The 19,140-nt window shown below is 32.2% G+C and carries 22 protein-coding genes; 17 read left to right on the forward strand and 5 right to left on the reverse strand.

Going from position 1 to position 19,140, the window contains the following annotated elements:
* Positions 1–12 precede the first annotated feature (12 nt).
* Positions 13–441 (reverse strand): monothiol bacilliredoxin BrxC family protein, encoded by a 429-nt coding sequence (locus tag ACGHJ8_RS05745; protein WP_211964861.1) that lies wholly within the window; start codon positions 439–441, stop codon positions 13–15.
* Between the two features lie 127 nt (positions 442–568).
* Between ACGHJ8_RS05745 and ACGHJ8_RS05750 the strand changes: the two genes are divergently transcribed.
* Positions 569–1,114, forward strand: coding sequence for a TetR/AcrR family transcriptional regulator C-terminal domain-containing protein (locus tag ACGHJ8_RS05750; RefSeq protein WP_087357413.1), 546 nt, complete (start codon positions 569–571; stop codon positions 1,112–1,114).
* Positions 1,115–1,179: 65 nt separating this feature from the next.
* Here the strand turns inward: ACGHJ8_RS05750 and ACGHJ8_RS05755 are convergent, their stop codons facing one another.
* Both ACGHJ8_RS05755 and ACGHJ8_RS05760 read right to left on the reverse strand, forming a co-directional pair.
* Positions 1,180–1,575, reverse strand: coding sequence for a hypothetical protein (locus ACGHJ8_RS05755; RefSeq protein ID WP_087357412.1), 396 nt, complete (start codon positions 1,573–1,575; stop codon positions 1,180–1,182).
* 315 nt (positions 1,576–1,890) lie between these two features.
* Entirely contained in the window at positions 1,891–2,094 is a 204-nt protein-coding gene (locus ACGHJ8_RS05760) for a helix-turn-helix transcriptional regulator (protein ID WP_087357411.1), read from the reverse strand.
* A gap of 206 nt (positions 2,095–2,300) precedes the next feature.
* Between ACGHJ8_RS05760 and fucO the strand changes: the two genes are divergently transcribed.
* From fucO to trxA, 16 genes are all read left to right on the forward strand, one after another.
* The gene (fucO, locus tag ACGHJ8_RS05765) at positions 2,301–3,446 is read left to right on the forward strand and encodes a lactaldehyde reductase (RefSeq protein ID WP_087357410.1); all 1,146 of its coding nucleotides are present in this window, start codon (positions 2,301–2,303) and stop codon (positions 3,444–3,446) included.
* Positions 3,447–3,519: 73 nt separating this feature from the next.
* Complete coding sequence (locus ACGHJ8_RS05770) at positions 3,520–3,669, forward strand: hypothetical protein (RefSeq protein ID WP_164483532.1); 150 nt, start codon at positions 3,520–3,522, stop codon at positions 3,667–3,669.
* Between the two features lie 86 nt (positions 3,670–3,755).
* The gene (locus ACGHJ8_RS05775; RefSeq protein WP_390542195.1) at positions 3,756–5,045 is read left to right on the forward strand and encodes a hemolysin family protein; all 1,290 of its coding nucleotides are present in this window, start codon (positions 3,756–3,758) and stop codon (positions 5,043–5,045) included.
* Positions 5,046–5,076: 31 nt separating this feature from the next.
* On the forward strand, positions 5,077–5,895 hold the full coding sequence (locus ACGHJ8_RS05780) for a YihY/virulence factor BrkB family protein (RefSeq protein WP_087357408.1): 819 nt from the start codon (positions 5,077–5,079) through the stop codon (positions 5,893–5,895).
* Positions 5,855–7,159 (forward strand): 23S rRNA (uracil(1939)-C(5))-methyltransferase RlmD, encoded by a 1,305-nt coding sequence (gene rlmD, locus ACGHJ8_RS05785; RefSeq protein WP_211964855.1) that lies wholly within the window; start codon positions 5,855–5,857, stop codon positions 7,157–7,159. Before ACGHJ8_RS05780 ends, rlmD begins: the two co-directional genes overlap by 41 nt.
* A 118-nt stretch (positions 7,160–7,277) precedes the next feature.
* Positions 7,278–8,585: an RnfABCDGE type electron transport complex subunit C gene (locus ACGHJ8_RS05790; RefSeq protein ID WP_087357406.1), complete on the forward strand. Its 1,308-nt coding sequence runs from the start codon at positions 7,278–7,280 to the stop codon at positions 8,583–8,585.
* 17 nt (positions 8,586–8,602) lie between these two features.
* A complete protein-coding gene (locus ACGHJ8_RS05795; RefSeq protein WP_211964853.1) occupies positions 8,603–10,462 on the forward strand; it encodes an RnfABCDGE type electron transport complex subunit D in 1,860 nt (619 codons plus the stop codon).
* A gap of 12 nt (positions 10,463–10,474) precedes the next feature.
* Positions 10,475–10,999, forward strand: a complete 525-nt coding sequence (locus ACGHJ8_RS05800) for an FMN-binding protein (RefSeq protein WP_087357404.1) — start codon at positions 10,475–10,477, stop codon at positions 10,997–10,999.
* Between the two features lie 13 nt (positions 11,000–11,012).
* A complete protein-coding gene (gene rsxE, locus ACGHJ8_RS05805; protein WP_087357403.1) occupies positions 11,013–11,663 on the forward strand; it encodes an electron transport complex subunit RsxE in 651 nt (216 codons plus the stop codon).
* A 3-nt stretch (positions 11,664–11,666) separates the two neighbouring features.
* Positions 11,667–12,239, forward strand: a complete 573-nt coding sequence (locus tag ACGHJ8_RS05810; protein WP_390542199.1) for an electron transport complex protein RnfA — start codon at positions 11,667–11,669, stop codon at positions 12,237–12,239.
* Positions 12,239–12,424 carry a hypothetical protein gene (locus ACGHJ8_RS05815; protein WP_087357401.1) on the forward strand — a complete coding sequence of 62 codons (186 nt, stop codon included), beginning with the start codon at positions 12,239–12,241 and terminating at the stop codon, positions 12,422–12,424. Before ACGHJ8_RS05810 ends, ACGHJ8_RS05815 begins: the two co-directional genes overlap by 1 nt.
* Positions 12,414–12,725 carry an RnfABCDGE type electron transport complex subunit B gene (locus ACGHJ8_RS05820; RefSeq protein WP_087357400.1) on the forward strand — a complete coding sequence of 104 codons (312 nt, stop codon included), beginning with the start codon at positions 12,414–12,416 and terminating at the stop codon, positions 12,723–12,725. Before ACGHJ8_RS05815 ends, ACGHJ8_RS05820 begins: the two co-directional genes overlap by 11 nt.
* A gap of 127 nt (positions 12,726–12,852) precedes the next feature.
* The gene (locus ACGHJ8_RS05825) at positions 12,853–13,296 is read left to right on the forward strand and encodes a MarR family winged helix-turn-helix transcriptional regulator (RefSeq protein WP_087357399.1); all 444 of its coding nucleotides are present in this window, start codon (positions 12,853–12,855) and stop codon (positions 13,294–13,296) included.
* Positions 13,297–13,338: 42 nt separating this feature from the next.
* Positions 13,339–15,072, forward strand: a complete 1,734-nt coding sequence (locus ACGHJ8_RS05830; RefSeq protein WP_390542202.1) for an ABC transporter ATP-binding protein — start codon at positions 13,339–13,341, stop codon at positions 15,070–15,072.
* Between the two features lies 1 nt (position 15,073).
* Entirely contained in the window at positions 15,074–16,930 is a 1,857-nt protein-coding gene (locus ACGHJ8_RS05835; RefSeq protein ID WP_205088918.1) for an ABC transporter ATP-binding protein, read from the forward strand.
* Between the two features lie 111 nt (positions 16,931–17,041).
* Positions 17,042–17,350: a thioredoxin gene (gene trxA / locus ACGHJ8_RS05840; RefSeq protein WP_087357396.1), complete on the forward strand. Its 309-nt coding sequence runs from the start codon at positions 17,042–17,044 to the stop codon at positions 17,348–17,350.
* A 10-nt stretch (positions 17,351–17,360) separates the two neighbouring features.
* Here the strand turns inward: trxA and ACGHJ8_RS05845 are convergent, their stop codons facing one another.
* On the reverse strand, positions 17,361–17,807 hold the full coding sequence (locus ACGHJ8_RS05845) for an HD domain-containing protein (protein ID WP_390542204.1): 447 nt from the start codon (positions 17,805–17,807) through the stop codon (positions 17,361–17,363).
* Positions 17,804–19,126 (reverse strand): RsmB/NOP family class I SAM-dependent RNA methyltransferase, encoded by a 1,323-nt coding sequence (locus ACGHJ8_RS05850; RefSeq protein WP_390542206.1) that lies wholly within the window; start codon positions 19,124–19,126, stop codon positions 17,804–17,806. The genes ACGHJ8_RS05845 and ACGHJ8_RS05850 overlap by 4 nt, the downstream gene beginning before the upstream one ends.
* Between the last annotated feature and the right edge of the window lie 14 nt (positions 19,127–19,140).

The raw sequence follows: 19,140 nt of genomic DNA on the forward strand, positions 1-19,140 counted from the left end.
AGTTGGGATTTTTTATTTGAAATTTTCTTTGATGAAATCATATAAAGAATAATATTGATTATAACCTTCTTTTTTAGCAGCTACCTTTCCATCTTTAATGACAAAAGTTGTAGGATAACTGACATTTGTATCAAATGTTTTTTCTACATAGTTATCAATATCTTTCATTTCAGATGTATCTAAATAATAGAAAGGTGTTGAACGATTTTTTGTTGTATAAGTTGTCATGATTTCCTGATAGCTCATCATTGTTGAGTCAGTAGAATCACCTAAAACAACAACAAAATCTTCTTGATCTTTCATCATTTGAGTTAATCGACTTTCAGATATGGTTTTATAATCTTTAAATGTTGCCTGACGGTATATAAAGAGTCCTAAGAATATCAACAGTACGAGTCCAAAGACACTGATTTCTTTAGCAAACTTTTTAATAAAATTCATATTTTGATGCCTCCTAATGCACATATTCTAACAAATTTCAAGTCATATGACAATAAGAATATTGTGTGAATGTTTGGGCTTGTTTAGATGAACTGTTTCTTTTATAATAAAAATAGAGGTGGAATACATGAATGAACACGATTCAACACGTTATTTGTTTGCACAAAGTATTAAAGATTTAATGGCGAAACAATCATTAGATAAAATGACAGTCACTGATATTGTGAAACATAGTGGCATGACAAGGCAGACTTTCTATCGTTATTTTAAAGATAAATATGATCTGGTTAACTGGTATTTTGAAAAACTGGCAGATAAGTCATTTCGTCAGATTGGTAATTCTTCAACTTTACGGGAAGGATTAATCAAGAAATTTACTTTTTTGTTGAATGATAAAATCTTTTTTATACAGGCTTTTCAATCAAAAGATTATAATAATATTGAAAATTATGATTATCAATGTATTTTAGAGTTTTATCAAAATATCATTCGTAAAAAAATAGGACCAATTCCTGATGACATCATGTTCTTATTAGAAATGTATTGTCATGGTTCTATTACAATGACAGTGCAATGGGCAGTATCTGGAATGAAGAAGACACCGGAAGACATGGCAGATTTATTAATTGCGGCTTTGCCACCTCAATTAGAACAACTTTTATCTGATCTTTAATGAGATATTGAAAAAAGCTCACATCAAACAGATTGTTTGGATGAGCTTTCTTTTTTATATGATTCCTATAACTTTTTTTCAAGCATTGTGCTGATAGTAATGAGTATAAAGGGCTGAATTGTGATGATTAGACCAGTTATAATGGCTGGAATGATGTAATCAAGACAAATAAATATAATGGTTGCGAAAGCTAATAATGTGGTATTAACCATATTTGTGATATTTCCTGTTTTTTCTTTGATCATGATATGACGTTCGTCCATGACATTGATTTTATAATCATTATCATTTTTCATCATCTTGTTGTGTAATATTTGAACATGAGAAACGCTAAAAATAACACTAAACAATACAGCGAGTCCAATGTCAACCATTTGAGGAAAATCCGTTAATAGAATAATAAGAATTAATAATATTGAAATGATATAACCAATGTACCAAATTTGATATTTATTTTTCATTTGTATCTTCCTTCCTTTTTATAAATATTTCTAGAATATTTATACTATTCAAAAGTGTTTATGGTATAGCCATAGTCTTAGGATAAAATATATTTGACAAATAATAAAAACACCAAGCAAGATAAAAAAGGCTATTAAACTTATAATATGAAAGAAAGCAAGTAAAGTGATAGATATAGTATAAAGCCACATCATCAATTCGTAAGCTCTGGCTTTAGCTAAATGATCTAACCTTATGTTTCTTTTGTCTTTTTTTCTCTATTGTTATATTTTTGAGTTCATTTCTTTCTTCTTGAGATAACAGTTCTTCATATTTCATTTTTGTTCCTCCTCATAGATAAAGATATCTTCAATATGCATGTTGAAATATCTTGCAATTTTAAAAGCTAAGAGAATAGAGGGGTTGTATCGTCCGTTTTCTAACGAGCCTATTGTCTGACGAGATACTTCTAGTGCTGCAGCTAAATCTTCTTGCTTGATACCTTTTTGTTTTCGTAATTCTTCTAATCTGTTTTTCAAAATATTCCTCTTTTCTATGGAAAGCAAACTTTCCATACTTTTATTATAGCAGAGTAATCTTGTATGTCAAGCTAACTTTCCATTTGCTTTTATGAATGATAAAATGAGAAAGATATAAAATGTGACAGATAGGGGAATTTGTCACTTGTTTTTATTTTCACAAGAATGCTAAAATAAAGACAGTTCAAAAAGGAGATGTAATAAAAATGGCAAACAGATTTGTATTAAATGAAACAAGTTATCATGGAAAAGGAGCAATCAATGAAATTGTTACTGAAGCAAAAGCAAGAGGTTTTCAAAAAGCATTGGTTTGTTCTGATCCAGACTTAATTCAATTTGGAGTGACAAAAAAAGTAACGGATTTATTAGATGAAGCAGGATTAGTTTATGAAATCTATTCAGATATTAAAGCCAATCCAACAATTGAAAATGTACAACATGGTGTAGAAGCATTGCATAATGCAAAAGCTGATTATATTATTGCTATTGGTGGTGGATCATCAATGGATACAGCAAAAGCGATTGGTATTATTGATCGTAATCCAGAATTTTCAGATGTCAGAAGTTTGGAAGGTGTGGCTGATACGAAAAATCCTTGTACACCAATCTTTGCCGTTCCTACAACTGCTGGTACAGCTGCTGAAGTCACTATCAACTATGTTATTACTGATGCACAAAAAGATAGAAAAATGGTATGTGTCGATGTTCATGATATCCCAGTTGTTGCATTTGTTGATCCAGATATGATGGCTTCAATGCCTAAAGGTTTAACTGCTGCAACAGGTATGGATGCTTTAACTCATGCGATTGAAGGATATATCACTAAAGGGGCATGGGAAATGAGTGATATGTTCCATTTAAAAGCAATTGAAATCATTGCGAAAAACTTAAGAGGGGCTGTTGAAAATACACCAGAAGGTAGAGAAGGTATGGCTTTAGGTCAATATATTGCTGGTATGGGATTCTCTAATGTTGGTTTAGGTTTGGTTCACAGTATGGCTCATCCTCTAGGAGCATTATATGATACACCTCATGGTGTGGCTAATGCGATTATTTTACCTACAGTTATGGAATACAATGCACCATATACTGGAGAAAAATATAAAGATATTGCTCAGGCTATGGGTGTTGATACAACAGGTATGAATCAAGATGAATATCGTCAAGCTGCAATTGATGCAGTCAAACAATTATCTAAAGATGTTGGTATTCCAGCTGATTTAAAAGATATTGTGAAAGCTGAAGATTTGGATTTCTTAAGCGAAAGTGCATTGGCTGATGCATGTTGTCCAGGAAATCCTCGTGATACAAGTGTTGAAGAAATCAAAGCTTTATATCAATCATTATTATAATAAATTATTCAGTACATCTATCATAGGTGTACTTTTTTTGTTATAATAAAAAACGTGGAGTGTGAATGTGCATATGGAAATCATTAATCAGACATTGATTATGTCATTTTTAGGGATTATTGCAAGTAGTAGTATTGTTTTTCCTATTTTGTTTCTTGTGCAAAGAAAAAAACAACATCAAGAATGGATGAACTTCATGCAAAAGAAAAATAATAAAGATTGATAGGGACAAAAGGGAAGTTTGACAATTTGATTATTTTATAGTAATATTTAGGAAATTTATGTGATAAAAAGGAGATATGTTAGAAAATGGACTCGAGTCAGATAGCTATGATTTTTGCTTTTATTGTGCTTATATCTTTATCTGCTCTTTTTTCAATGAGTGAAACAGCATTTATGTCTATTAATAAAATAAGAGTAAAAACATTGGCAGAAGAAAATAATAAGAAAGCCATTCTTATTCAATCATTATTAGAAAATCAGACACGTTTATTAAGTTCAGTACTGGTTGGAAATAATCTGGTTAATATTGCGGCTTCTTCATTGACAACGTCTTTTGTGATTAGTTTACTGGGAAATGATGGAACCGGTGTTGCTATAGCAACTGGGGTTGTCACATTGGTTATTTTGATTTTTGGTGAAATTACACCTAAATCTTTAGCAACGCAAAATGCAGAATCTATTGCATTTGGAGTATGTCGTTTTATTAAGTTGATTATTATTATTTTTACTCCTGTAGTCGCTGTTTTAAATGTTGTTTCTGGCTTTTTTGTTCGTTTGTTTGGGGGCGATGCCAATAAAGGTCCAACCATGACAGAAGAAGATTTAAAAACGATTGTGACAGTATCACATGAAGAAGGGGTATTGGAAGATGAAGAAAAAGAAATGATTCATAATGTTTTTGAATTTGGTGATACTGAAATTAAGGAAGTTATGACTCCAAGAATTCATGTGGAAAGTATTTCTTCAGATACAACTTATGATGAAGTCATTGCGTCTTTTAGAGAATCACAATTTTCCAGAATGCCGGTTCATAATGATTCATATGATGAAATTATAGGGGTTCTTTATATTAAAGATTTATTTTTATATGATATTAATCGCATTGATTTCGATGTAACAAAAATCATGCGTGATACATATTTTGTTTATGAATTTAATCAAATTTCAGATGTTTTTGAAGCTATGCGTAAAGATCATATTTCTCTGGCTGTTGTTTTAGATGAATATGGAGTGATGAGTGGTATTGTGACTTTAGAAGATATTGTAGAAGAAATTGTTGGAGAAATTGATGATGAATATGATGAGTTTGAACAGTCTATTGTGGATTTAGGTCATGGTGAATTTTTGATTGATGGAAGTTTAAATATTGATGAAGTTAATGATGTCTGTGAAACAAATTTTGATTCAGAAGATTTTGAATCAATAGGTGGACTGGTTTTGGGACAATGTAATGGAAGTCCTGAAATGAATCAGACGATTATAATTGATAATGTTGAAATGACAATAAAAGAAATTGATAAAAATAGGATTGTATTGTTGCATTTAAAAAAGATTTTAGAAGATGAGGAAAAGAAAGGAGAGGAAAAGCAGGATTAATGTTTTTCCTTTCTTATTGGTGGAGGATCAAATGAGAGAATTCTATGAGCGCTGTACAATTATATATGATGACTATCGCACTGCTATACCACCATATGCTGCTGCCGCATTATCATTTTATTTATTGTTGTTGTTAATTCCGGCTTTTACATTAATTGCGATAGGAACATCACTTTTTAATATTGATATGACTGTACTCCAAAATATTATAGAGCAGTTTGTTGTTAAGGAATATGCACAGATGTTGATTGAAATATTGGAATCACGTTCTTTTAATACAGTTGCCTTAGTGACAATTCTGGTATCTATCTATACAGTTTCAAGAGGTATTGGCAATATTTATGAAATCAGTAAACGTATGTATCAACCTGAAACTGAAGAAAGTATCTTAGGGTTTTATGTTTATACGATTAAGATCACTATTTATTTATTATTGTTGTTGATTGGAGTTATTGCGATTACTGCGATTGGACCGTTAGCTTATATTTTTAACTTTTTATATTCCTATGCAGGAATCCGTCATATTTTGTTATATGTTTTAATCTGTTTTTGTTTAACTGGCATTTATATGATTGTACCCAGAATGAAAATTCATTATAGTGATGCTTTTCAAGGAGCATTGATTGCTAGTGTCTTATTATTGATTTTGTACTATGCGTTAAGTTTTTATCTTCAGATTGCGGATTATCAATCTGTATATGGACCTTTAGCTTCCATTGTCATTGTTTTGTTTGTTTTTAACTGGACTGCCGAGTTTTTCTATGTTGGCATGTATATCACAAATATATTATATTTCAGGAGGATCTCTGATGAGAAAAGAAAGAGTAGAAATAAAGAAATTGGGAATTAATGGGGAAGGAATTGGATATATACATAAGAAAATATGTTTTATTCAAGATGCTTTGCCAGGTGAAATTGTTGATGTGGAGATTGTACAGGAAACACGTCAATTTTTAAAAGGCGTAGTTAAGAAATACATTGAAAAATCAAAGTATCGTCAACCATCCTTTTGTAAGGAATATAAAAATTGTCAAGGTTGTGCTTTAACAACATTAGACTATAGTCAACATTTGAATTTTAAAAAAGGTTTATTAAAAGATGCTTTAAAAAAATATACTCATTTTGATGTTGAGCACTTACCTATTCAAAAGACTATAAAAGCACCCTTGACACAACATTATCGTCAAGTTGTATCATTGCCTATGACTTACTTTAAAGGAAAGATTTATGCTGGTATTTTTCAACGTGAAACAAAGTATTTAACTTTAATGAATGAATGTGCCATGCAAGATCAGACAATCAATACAAGTATTCAACAAATTGAAGATATTTTACATCTTCATCAAGTGAGAGATTACAATGATAAAGTGAAAAAGGGATTGCGTTTTATGCGTATCCGTCATATTGATGGACAATTACAAGTTTTATTTGTGACGGGGCAGGATGGTTTGAAACCAGAAGTGATTGAAGCTGTCAGTCAAATACCTCAAGTCAAAAGTGTCTGGTATACAATCAATACAACACGTTATCAGCAATTTGAAATGCAGGGTTATAAAAAGGTTTATGGTCAATCTTATCTACCTTTTGAATGTTTTGGTCAAAAATATCTTTATTCTGTTAAATCTGAATTTCCAGTTTACCCAGAAATGGAGAAAAGAAAACTGGAGTTGATACGTTCCTTATTGGATGATGATTCAAAGATTTTATCTTTAAATTGTGGGATAGGTTTATTAGAACTTTCATTAAAACAGAATATTGTTGCTGTGGATGAAAAGAATTATCACATCAAAGATGCAAAAGATAATGCGAAGTTTTTAGGAAAGACACATGTTCAATGGATTTGTCAAGATGTTCATGAAGCTGTTATTCATCAATGTAAAAAACAACATTTTGATGAAGTCATTGTAAGAACTTCTCAATTAAGTGATGCGATGAAGCAAAGTTTTATATTATCGAAAGTTAAACATATTATCTATGTCAGCGATCATCCTTCTGCTTTAGCAAAAGATTTAGAGGAATTGGATAAATATTATCGAATTGACAAGATGATTCCATTAGATACATATCCATATTCTGCCAAATTTGATACAATTGTGAGTTTAGTTCGAAAATAGTTTCTCAAAAGAGGAACTTTTTTTGTGAACATTTTGTGAACATCAACGACAATTCTATTTTCAAACGTATAAAAAAATGCTATACTATATGAGTATTTTAAAGATATGGAGGGATATAATGTCTATTTTATCTGGAAAAGGAAAAGTCAAATTAGATGGACAAAAAGGCTTAACTAAAGATAAACCTATTTTGACTATCGATACACCTGACGTTATTTATGTTCCCCTTGTTTTAGGAGTTGCAACAGATTTTGATGTTCATGTCAAAGAAGGAGATCATGTCTGTATTGGAACAAAATTAGCGACACGTAAGAGTATGTATGTTCCAATTTATTCTCCAGTTTCTGGAACAGTGAAGGGAATAGAAAAACGTATGCATGCTTCAAAGCGTTTACAAAATCATATTGTGATTGAAAATGATCATAAAGATGAAAGAGTAAAAGCATATGAAGTTGCTGATCCTGATCATATGAGTCAGGAAGATGTGATTAAAGCCATTAAGGAATTGGGAATCGTTGGATTAGGTGGTTCAGGATTTCCAACATATATGAAATATGAAAATGTTCAGAATATTGAAACAATTTTGATTAATGGTGTAGAATGTGAACCATTCTTAACAAGTGACCATGTGGCGATGAAAAGAGATATTAAAGCTTTGTTTGATGGAGCACATTATATGATCAAAGCAGCTGGTGCTAAAAAAGCAATTATTGCGATTAAAGAACACAAACCTGATTTGATGGAATTGTTAGTTGAAGAAGCTAAGAATTATGATAACATCGAACCACGTGAAGTGCCTGATCGTTATCCAATGGGATGGGAAAGAGTTCTGGTACGTACTGTCTTTAAAAAAGAATATGATCGTTTACCAGCTGAAATTGGTGTCATTGTCAATAACTCATCAACAGCCATTGCTCTTTCTAAAGGAATTCGTAATGGTGAAGCGATTACTCGCCGTGTTGTGACATTTTCTGGTAATGGATTAAAGAATCCACAGAATGTAGATGTTGCGATTGGAACACCTGTCAATTATATTGTTGAAAAAATTGGTGGATATATTGATGATGACTGTGATGGTTTCTTAGTTGGTGGTGGACCAATGATGGGAAAATCAGTTATGAATGATACTTTTGTGATTTATTCTCATAACAATGCTATCACTGTTATGAAAAAAGAAAATATTCAACCATTACCATGTTTAAAATGTGGTGAATGTACATTACACTGCCCAATGCATTTACAGCCAGTACGTATTATGCAAGCAGAAAAGGCAGCAAATGTAGAATTGATTGAAAAATTAGATACTGGTCGTTGTGTAGAATGCGGTATGTGTACATACATCTGTCCAAGTAAGATTGAAGTGACAGATATGGTTGCTAAGGCAAAACGTCGTATGCAACTGGCACAAAGAAAAAAGAATGCGTAGGGGGAGGCTGAAAACGGATGAAGATTACTTTACAAAGAACATCACCAAATTATCGTCAAAAACTCTCTACACATCGTATTATGAGAGAATTAACGATTGCTTTATTGGTGCTTGTTGGTTATTCTTTATATTATTATTACTATAACTATACAACAAATGATCCATTAATTCATGTTGCTTTGATGTATGTTGTTTCTATTGTTGTTGCTTTAGCAACAGAAGTTGTCTGGGCATTGATTCATAAAGAAAATGCCTTAACATATTTGAAAAATAGTTTTGCATGGGTCACAGCAATTATCTTTACATTAACATTACCTGCTGGAACACCATTATATGTGACAGCTATTGGTTCATTTATTGCAATTTTCTTTGGAAAACTTGTATATGGTGGTTTTGGACACAATATCTTTAACCCTGCTTTAGTCGGACGTGTTGTTGTTCATTTGGCTTTTGGGGCACAGCTTGTTGCCAATATTCCTGATACTGTTAATGGAATTGATATGGCTACAAAAGCAACACCTATTACGATGTTATCTGGAACATCTTGGTTAGGGGGAGATACTTTCTCTTATACTTTGATGGATTTATTTACAGGAAATCATGCTGGAGCATTAGGTGAAACTTGTATTGTATTGATTTTAATTTTAGGTATTGTTCTTGCTGCCAGAAGGGTTTTCGATGCCAGAATTCCTGTAGCATATATGGGAACAATCTTAGTTTTAAGTGAAGTTTTTGCATTAGTAAATGGATTAGATCCAATCACTTATCCATTGATTCATTTCTGTTTAGGTGGAGCTATGTTTGGTGCTGTCTTTATGGCAACTGATCCGGTGACATCACCTTCGAGTCCACTTGGAAAAATTATTTATGGTATCTGTTTAGGATTTTTAACAATGATTATTCGTTTAAAAGCGAATTATCCTGAAGGTGTATTATTCTCAATCTTAATGATGAATATGTTAACACCATTAATTGATTCATTTGTTTTAGGTAGAACGGATCAAAATATTGGAAAACAATGGGCATCTATTGGTATTAGCTTAGTAGTTGCGATTGCATGTGTATTTGGTATTAGTACTGGTATCAAAAATGATGTTGCTGCAGCTGAGCAGGAAGCTATTGAAGCTCAAAAAGCAAAAGAGGAAGAAGAAAAGAAAAAGGCTGAAGAAGAAGCCAATAAAGTACAATGGACATATCTTGAAACAACTGATGATGGATATGTGATGCAGGTCAGTGGATTTGGTGGAGAAGCTAATCCAATGAAAGTCGCTGTTAAGATTGATGGAGAAACAGTTGAATCTGTAAAAGTGCTTGAATATCCTGGAGAAACAGCTGGATTTGGTAAAGACTTAATTGAATCTGGAAGTGGTGGAAGTTTAAATGACAAAGCGAAAACATTCTATGATCAAGTTTTAAATGGAAGTCTTTCTACAAGTGATGTAGATGGAATTGATACATCTACAGGAGCAACAATGACAACAAAAGGTATTGTCAATGCGATTAAAGGAGCAATTGAACAAGCTCAAAAAGCTCCAGTTGTAGATGGTGATACTTATACATATACTTTAACTGCAAAAGGATTTGGTGGAGATGCCAACCCAATGACTGTTAAGGTTTCTGTTGATAAAGCCAAACAAACTGTGACAAAGGTTGAAGTTGTTGAATATCCTGGAGAAACAGCTGGATTTGGTAAAGATTTAATTGAATCTGGAAGTGGTGGAAGCTTGAATGATAAAGCAAAAGCATTCCATGATGATGTTTTAAATGGTGAAACAAGCTGGGATGACGTGTCTGGAATTGATACATCTACTGGTGCGACAGTCACAACAACTGGAATTGTCAATGCGATTCAAGAAGCCATTGATCAAACAAAATAGGAGGGAAATAAGATGAAAAAGATTTTAAAATTAACTGTTTTCCTTGCAATTGTTGCTGGTTTAGCTGGAGGAGCTTTATCATTTGTCAATGGCATGACTGATCCCATTATTCAAGAACAGAAAATTGCCAGTGTAAAGGAAAATTTAGTAAAGATTTATACAAGTGGTGAAGAATTTAAGGCTTTAGATGTTTCATTATCTGATTATGATGCATTATCTGCTGTTTATGAAGCAGATAAAGGTGGAAGTCCTGTAGGATATATTTATGAAACTGCTGCTCAAGGATATGGTGGCGAAGTCAAAACTTTAATTGCATTAGATAAAGATGGAACTTATAAAGGATTACAGATTCTTGATTGTAGTAGTGAAACACCAGGTATTGGTGATCAGATTACTGGTGAATCATTTATTAATAGTGTTGTTGGAAAGAATATTGGTGATTCTATTGATACAATTTCTGGTGCAACTTTTTCTTCAACAGCTGTTATTGAAGGAATTGAACAGGCAACACAGCACTATAATGAAAATTTTAAATAAGGAGGGGACATAGATGAAAAAATTTGATGTATTTAAAAAAGGATTATTTGCTGAAAATCCAATCTTTGTTTTATTGTTAGGTCTATGTTCATCCCTAGCAATTACAACGTCATTAACAAATGCAATTGGTATGGGAATGGCTGTTATTTGTGTTTTGTTGATGAGTAACTTTATTATTTCATTACTGAGAAAAATCATTCCTAATGAAATTAGAATTCCTGTGTTTATTGTCATTATTGCAACACTTGTGAAATGTGTGCAAATGTTAATGAATGCTTATACACCTGCTTTATATGAATCATTGGGTGTTTTCATTCCTTTGATTGTTGTTAACTGTATTATTTTAGGGAGAGCAGAAAGCTTTGCTTCTAAAAATGGTGTTGTAGATTCTATTTTAGATGCTTTAGGAATGGGTCTAGGATATACATTTGCTGTATTGATTATTTCATTCTTTAGAGAATTGATTGGAACTGGTGGTTTATCTTTATATAATCCATTTGATGCAAGTCAGATTATTTTCCAGTTCAGTTTCTTTAGTGATTATGCAATTAGCTTGTTTACTCAACCTGCTGGAGCATTCATGACTTTAGGAACAATTCTTGCATTTATTCAATTCTTAAAAGTGAGAAAAGCAAATAAAGCAAAGAAAGCGGAGGTCAAATAGTTTATGGAATTAGTGAGTTTATTTATAGGATTAACGTTTGTTAATAACGTTGTATTAAGCAAATTTTATGCTATTTGTCCATTATTAGGTGTTTCTAAGAAACCTAAAAATGCGTTAAATATGGGATATGCTGTAACATTTGTTATCTTTTTAGCATCTATTATCACATATTTATTGTATTATCATGTATTAACTCCATTAGGAATTACTTATTTGGATTTGATTACATTTATCTTGGTTATTGCATCTTTAGTACAATTTGTTGAAATGTTCTTAAAGAAAACAAGTCCAGAAATTTATAAATCAATGGGTGTTTATTTACCATTAATTACAACAAACTGTGCTGTATTAGGGGTTGCATTAGATAATATCAGTGCCGGATATACATTGATTGAAGCAATGGTAGCTGGACTTGCTGTTCCTATTGGTTTTACAATTGTTATTTATGTTTTTGCAACAATTCGTGAAAGACTAGAAATCGCAAACGTTCCAGAAAGCTTTAAAGGAACACCAATTGCATTAATTACTGCTGGTATTATGGCATGTGTTATTGCCGGAATTGCAGGTCTTGTTTAATGACAATCTGGGCAATTTTATGGCTGGTTATTTTAATCGCCATCTTTATTGGAACATATTTATTAAATAAACATACTCCAAAACCGGAGGGATGTGAAGATATGAGTGAATGTGTAGGCTGCAATAATATTGCATGTTCTCATCATAGTGCTCATCATAAGGAGGAAGTTAAAAATGCAGATTAGTGCTATTTTAGCCTTGCTTGTCGTTGGTGCTGTACTTGGATGTGTCTTAGGTGTTGCTGATAAATACTTACGTGTAGAAGAAGACAATCGTATCAATGATGTAACAGAAATGTTACCGGGTGCTAATTGTGGTGGTTGTGGTTATCCTGGATGTTCTGGTTTTGCGACTGCTTTGGTTGAAGGAGACGCATCAAAAGTTTCTGCCTGTGTTGTCAGCAATCAGGAAACAAGAGAAAAAATCGCTCAATATTTGAATGAAACACCAGGACCAGATGGACAAACTGCTAAGGTGACAGTTTAAAAAATGATAATCTAAAAACAGGAGAAAAATTCTTCTGTTTTTTCTTCTTTTCTTTATCATTATCTCTTTACAATAAAAAAAATGTATATTATAATACAGTTCGTAACCGAACTATGGAGGTGATGAGGTGTTTAGGGATCCTTTGGGTTATCGCATTAAAACGTTAAGTAATTTAATGAAAAGGAATATGGATAAACATTTTGGTCCTCAACATGATCGAGCAACAATGATGCAGACATGGATTATTGGCTTTGTTCAATTAAGAGATAGTGAGGGAAAAGACACTTTTCAAAAGGATATTGAAGAAGAATTTTCTATTAATCGTTCAACGACTTCTGAAATGCTGACATTAATGAGTAAAAGAAAACTCATTAAGCGTGTTCCAGTGGATTATGATGGACGTTTAAAGAAGATTGTTCTGACACAAAAGAGTCTGGAAATACATGAATGGATTAATCAGACAATGATACAGCTCCATGAAAAGCTAACAAATGGTTTATCATCTGAGGAAATAGAAATTTTTATGGATATTACGGATAAGATGATTCGTAATTTATCAACTGATGATTAAATATGGAATTGGTTACATAAATAATAGAAAAGGAGTGGTAAGATGGTTGTTAAAACATTGATGCGACAAATTAAACAATATAAAAAAGATTCTTTTTTAACGATGTTCTTTGTTGTAGTCGAAGTGATTTTAGAGATTTTGATTCCTTTATTAATGGCTAGAATTATTGATTTAGGAATTGAAGCGAGAGATATCAACGCAGTTTATAAATATGGATTTATTATGTTTATTATTGCGATTGGAACATTATCAACTGGGTTCTTAGCTGGAAAATATGCCGCCAAAGCATCAACAGGGTTTGCTGCCAATTTAAGAGATGGGATGTATACAAACATTCAGTCTTTCTCATTCTCTAATATTGATAAATATAGTACAGCTGGGCTTGTTACACGTTTAACTACAGATGTGACAAATGTTCAGATAGCTTACCAGATGATTATTCGTATGTGTATTCGTGCACCAATGAATCTGGTTTGTGCTTTAACAATGGCATTTATGATTAATCATGAATTAAGTTTAATCTTTGTTGGAGCAATGGGATTTTTGATTGTTGTTTTAGGTTTTATCATGGTCACAGCAACACGTTATTTTAATCAGGTATTCCCTAAATATGATGATTTAAATGAAAGTGTACAAGAAAATGTTGTTGCTATTCGTGTTGTTAAATCTTTTGTAAGAGAAAAATATGAAAATGAAAAATTTAAAAGAGCTGCACAAAATATTTATCGTTTATTTGTCAAAGCTGAATCTGTATTGGCTTTAAACAATCCAGCTATGATGACTGCTGTCTATGGATGTATTTTACTTTTATCATGGTTAGGAGCAAAAAGTGTTGTTGGAGGAACTTTAACAACAGGAGAATTAACAACATTATTTAGTTATATTATGAATATTTTAATGTCATTAATGATGTTGTCTATGGCATTTGTTATGATTACAATGTCATTTGCTTCTGGACGTCGTATTGCTGAAGTTTTAAATGAAAAATCTGACCTTGTTTCACCAGAACATGCTTTAAAAACAGTGAAAAGTGGTTCTGTAACATTTGATCATGTGACTTTCTCATACAAACATGGAACAGGAGAACCGGTTCTTAGAGATATTGATATTCATATTCATTCTGGGGAAACGATTGGTATTATTGGAGGAACTGGAAGTGCCAAAAGTACACTTGTCAGTCTAATCAGCCGTCTATATGATGTTGATAGAGGAAGTGTTATTGTTGGTGGTGAAGATGTCAGAAAATATGATCTGGAAGTTTTAAGAAATGAAGTTGCAGTTGTATTACAAAACAATGTCTTATTTAGTGGAACGATTCTTCAAAACTTAAGATGGGGTAATGAAAATGCGACTTTAGAAGAATGTCAGGAAGCATGTCGTCTGGCTTGTGCTGATGATTTTATTCAAGATTTTCCAGATAAATATAACACTTATATTGAACAAGGTGGAACAAACGTTTCTGGTGGACAAAAACAACGTTTATGTATTGCTAGGGCGTTGTTGAAAAAACCTAAGATTTTGATTTTGGATGATTCAACAAGTGCTGTTGATACAGCAACTGATGCAAGTATTCAAAAGTCATTTGAAGAACGTATTCCAGATACAACAAAAATTATTATTTCTCAACGTGTATCAAGTGTACAAAATGCAGACCGTATCATCGTTTTAAATGATGGTGTGATTGATGATTTTGATACACATGAAAATCTATTAAAGACAAGTGAAATTTATCGTACAATTTATGAAACACAAACAAAAGGAAAGGAGGAAGCATAGTATGAAAAAACAACATGTTTTAATTCGCCTTTTAAAGAAGGTTTTCAAACGTTATGGGTTGGCCATTGTGATTGTATTATTATGTATTGTTGGACAAGCTGTATGTACTGTACAAGGGCAATTATTCCAGCAAAGATTAATTGATGATTATATTATGCCTTTGATTGGACAACCATCACCTGATTTTTCTGGTTTGCTTTCTGCCTTAACTGTTATGGCATGTTTCTTTGTAGCCGGAATTATCTTTGCCTATACTTTTAACCGTATTATGGTTTCAGTGACACAAGGTTTTTTAAGAGATTTACGTGATGAAATGTTTGAACATATGGAATCATTACCTATTCGTTATTTTGACAGAACAACACATGGGGATATCATGTCTGTTTATACAAACGATATTGATACTTTAAGACAGTTAATCAGTCAATCTATTCCACAGTTTACTTCAAGTGCAATCACAATTGTGACAGTACTTGTATCAATGTTAACATTAAATGTTACATTGACTGCAGTCAGTGTGGTCATGGTATGTGTCATCTTATTTATTTCTCGTTCTATTGGAAGTCGTTCAGCAAAATATTTCATTAAACAACAGGAAACATTAGGAAAAGTGAATGGATATATTGAAGAAATGATTTCTGGACAAAAAGTTGTCAAAGTTTTTAACCATGAAGAAAAAGCAATTGAAGGTTTTAGAAATATTAATGAAGAATTGCGTGAAAGTTCATATCAAGCCAATAAATTTGCTAACGTATTAATGCCTGTTACTATTCAAACAGGAAATATGTCATATATCTTATGTGCTGTGATTGGTGCGGTTTTGGCTTTATCTGGATTTGATTCATCATTAACAATTGGGACACTTGTTGCTTTTATGACTTTAAACAAAAGCTTTAATAACCCAATTGGACAAGTGTCAATGCAAATTAATTCAATTGCTATGGCACAAGCGGGTGCAAAACGTATTTTTGAATTATTAGATCAGGAAAAAGAAGTGGACGAAGGTATTGTCACATTATGTCGTGTAGAATTTGTTGATGGAAAAATGGTAGAAACAGATAAACGTACAGGGCATTGGGCATGGCGTCATCCTCGACCAAATGGTGAAATTGAATTGGTTGAAATGAAAGGTGATTTAAAACTGGAAAATGTCAACTTTGGATATTTTGATGATCATATGGTTTTACATGATATTAGTGTCTTTGCTAATCCTGGTGAAAAGATTGCCTTTGTTGGTGCAACAGGTGCTGGAAAAACAACAATTACTAATCTGATCAATCGTTTCTATGATATTCAAAGTGGAACGATTACTTATGATGGTATTGATATTAAATTGATTAAAAAAGATGATTTACGTCGTTCTTTAGGTGTGGTTTTACAGGATACACATCTATTTACAGGAACAGTTATGGATAATATCCGTTATGGACGTTTGGATGCAACAGATGAAGAATGTATTGATGCAGCAAAATTAGCTAATGCTGATGCATTTATTAAACATTTACCAGATGGATATAATACAATGTTAACGGGTGATGGAGCAAATTTATCACAAGGACAACGTCAGTTAATTGCGATTGCACGTGCTGCGGTTGCTAATCCACCTGCACTTATCTTGGATGAAGCAACATCTTCTATTGATACTAGAACAGAAACACTTGTTCAAAAAGGTATGGATGGATTAATGGAAGGCAGAACAACCCTTGTTATTGCTCATAGATTATCAACAATTAAAAATAGTGATTGTATTATGGTTCTTGAACATGGTCATATTATTGAACGTGGTAATCATGAAACATTAATGCAACAAAAAGGAAAATATTATCAGTTATATACTGGTGCTATTGAAATGGATTAAGGTCGTTAGACCTTTTTCTTTTTCAAGCATATAATTTGTAAAAGTGAAAAACATATGTTAAACTCTGTATGTAATCAAAAAAAAACGATAATATAAAAGGAGGCGTTATGTATGTCACAAGTTTTACATGTTAATAGTCAAGAATTTCAAGATATTGTTGCTCATAATGATTTGGTGTTTGTGGATTTCTTTGCGAATTGGTGTGGACCTTGCAAAATGTTAGCTCCTAGTATTGATAAGTTAGCTCAAGAACATCCAGAGGCAAAAGTTTTAAAAGTCGATGTTGATCAAGAAGGTTCTCTTGCTATGCAATTTGGGGTGCAATCTATTCCAACATTGATTGTCTTTAAAAATGGACAAGCAGTGAATCGTCAATTAGGTTTTGTCCCTTATGAAGCTTTAGAAAATATGTTGAAATAAAAAATATCTCCTAGATTTCTGGGAGATATTTTTTTAATCTTTTTTGATTGGTATCAGACATAATCATGTCTGGTTCAGCAAAATATTGTGCCAATACATCAGCATCTTTTAAGATTTCACTATAGACATCATCCATTTTATCTTTTTCACTATGTTTGGCAATTGCTTGTTGAATTATCATTTTTTCATCATCTTGAAATTCATTTAAAATAGAACTTATCCATTCACTACATCTAGGGCCATGTTGAAATGAGGTGTATTGAGTGAATTGAATATAATCGTGAAAAAGGCCCATGATACCAGCTAATTCAATATCCAAGTGTTGCTTTAAGGCTAATTTTTGACATAAAACAGACACTTGAATACTATGCAGCAAAGCTTTTTGTTTATACATGCCATGACAATGTTCGTCAATATGGACAAAGAAATAATCTTTTAATATTTCATAACGATTCATCTTCTCAACCCCTTTGGATATAAGTTTTTAGCTAAACCTTGACTTTCTTTATAAAATGAAAGTGGATAGTCTTCAACAAAGATAACTCCATAACCTTTTTGATTTGTTCCAGCAATCGCTTCACCATGCAGATACTGTTTAACTTCCGGATCATTTTCATGAAAGCGATAAAACTGTTTCACATCTTTTTGAGTGAGTGTTAATGCTAATGCAAGACTAGGTTCAAATCTGTTTTTCTTACATTCACCTAAATAGAGGCCATTTCTTAAAACACGAATACCTTGCAAATCTGGAAATTGTGGAAGTAAAGCATAGATATGATTATGATTGTCATAAAGATAATGTGGTGTAGGAATCTGAAGATATTCTTGATAAAAGGTATTCACAAGTTTTTGGTTCTGCTTAGAAATCGAAGCTTTCATCGGTTTATATTTTTTCGTTGAAGATTGACCATTTTTTTGAATACATGCGATAAAATGGCCTTCTCCACGATAACGATGTGGGTATAAACGAATGGCTTCATCCATATGAATACCCGGAGCCATTCCATGACTTCTTCTTAAAGGAATGAGCTGACAATCATAATGTTTGAGTAAATAATTAATCTGTTCTTCATTTTCTTTGGTATTGTATGTACATGTAGAATACATCAATATACCACCTGGTTTTAATAATTTCATTGCTGCATCCATTAATTGTCTTTGAATATGAGCACATTCCTGTACCTTTTGTGGTGACCATGTTTCAATGGCTTGATCATCTTTTCTAAACATTCCTTCACCAGAACAAGGAGCATCTAAAATGATTTTATCAAAAAATTCTGGCAGAACTTTTGTCAATTGAATTGGATCACAGTTTGTCACAATAGTATTTTTTAAACCAAATCTTTCAATATTTTCAGAAAGGATTTTGGCTCTTAAAGTATTGATATCATTAGTGATCATTAAACCTTGAGAACCCAAACGACTGGCGATTGCACAGCTCTTGCCACCCGGAGCACCACACATATCCAAAACATAATCGTCTTCTTGTACATCTAAAAAATGAGCGACTAACATTGCACTTGGTTCTTGAATGTAGTAAAGACCACATGAAAAAAATGGAGATTTTCCCAACGGATATTTTTCATAATCAAAATAATATCCTTCCTGTACAACAGGATGAGGTTGAATATATTGTTGATTTAAATATTTGTTAGAGTCTGGCTTGAGTGGATTCAAATAAAAAGCTTTCACTGGTGATAGCTGCAATGATTCCATAAAATCATGGTATTCATCTTTTAAAATTGTTTTCATTTCTTTTTCAAATATTTCGTTCATCATTTTCACCATTT

Source organism: Massiliimicrobium timonense (assembly GCF_042850985.1).
In the GTDB taxonomy this organism is placed as follows: domain Bacteria; phylum Bacillota_I; class Bacilli_A; order Erysipelotrichales; family Coprobacillaceae; genus Allocoprobacillus.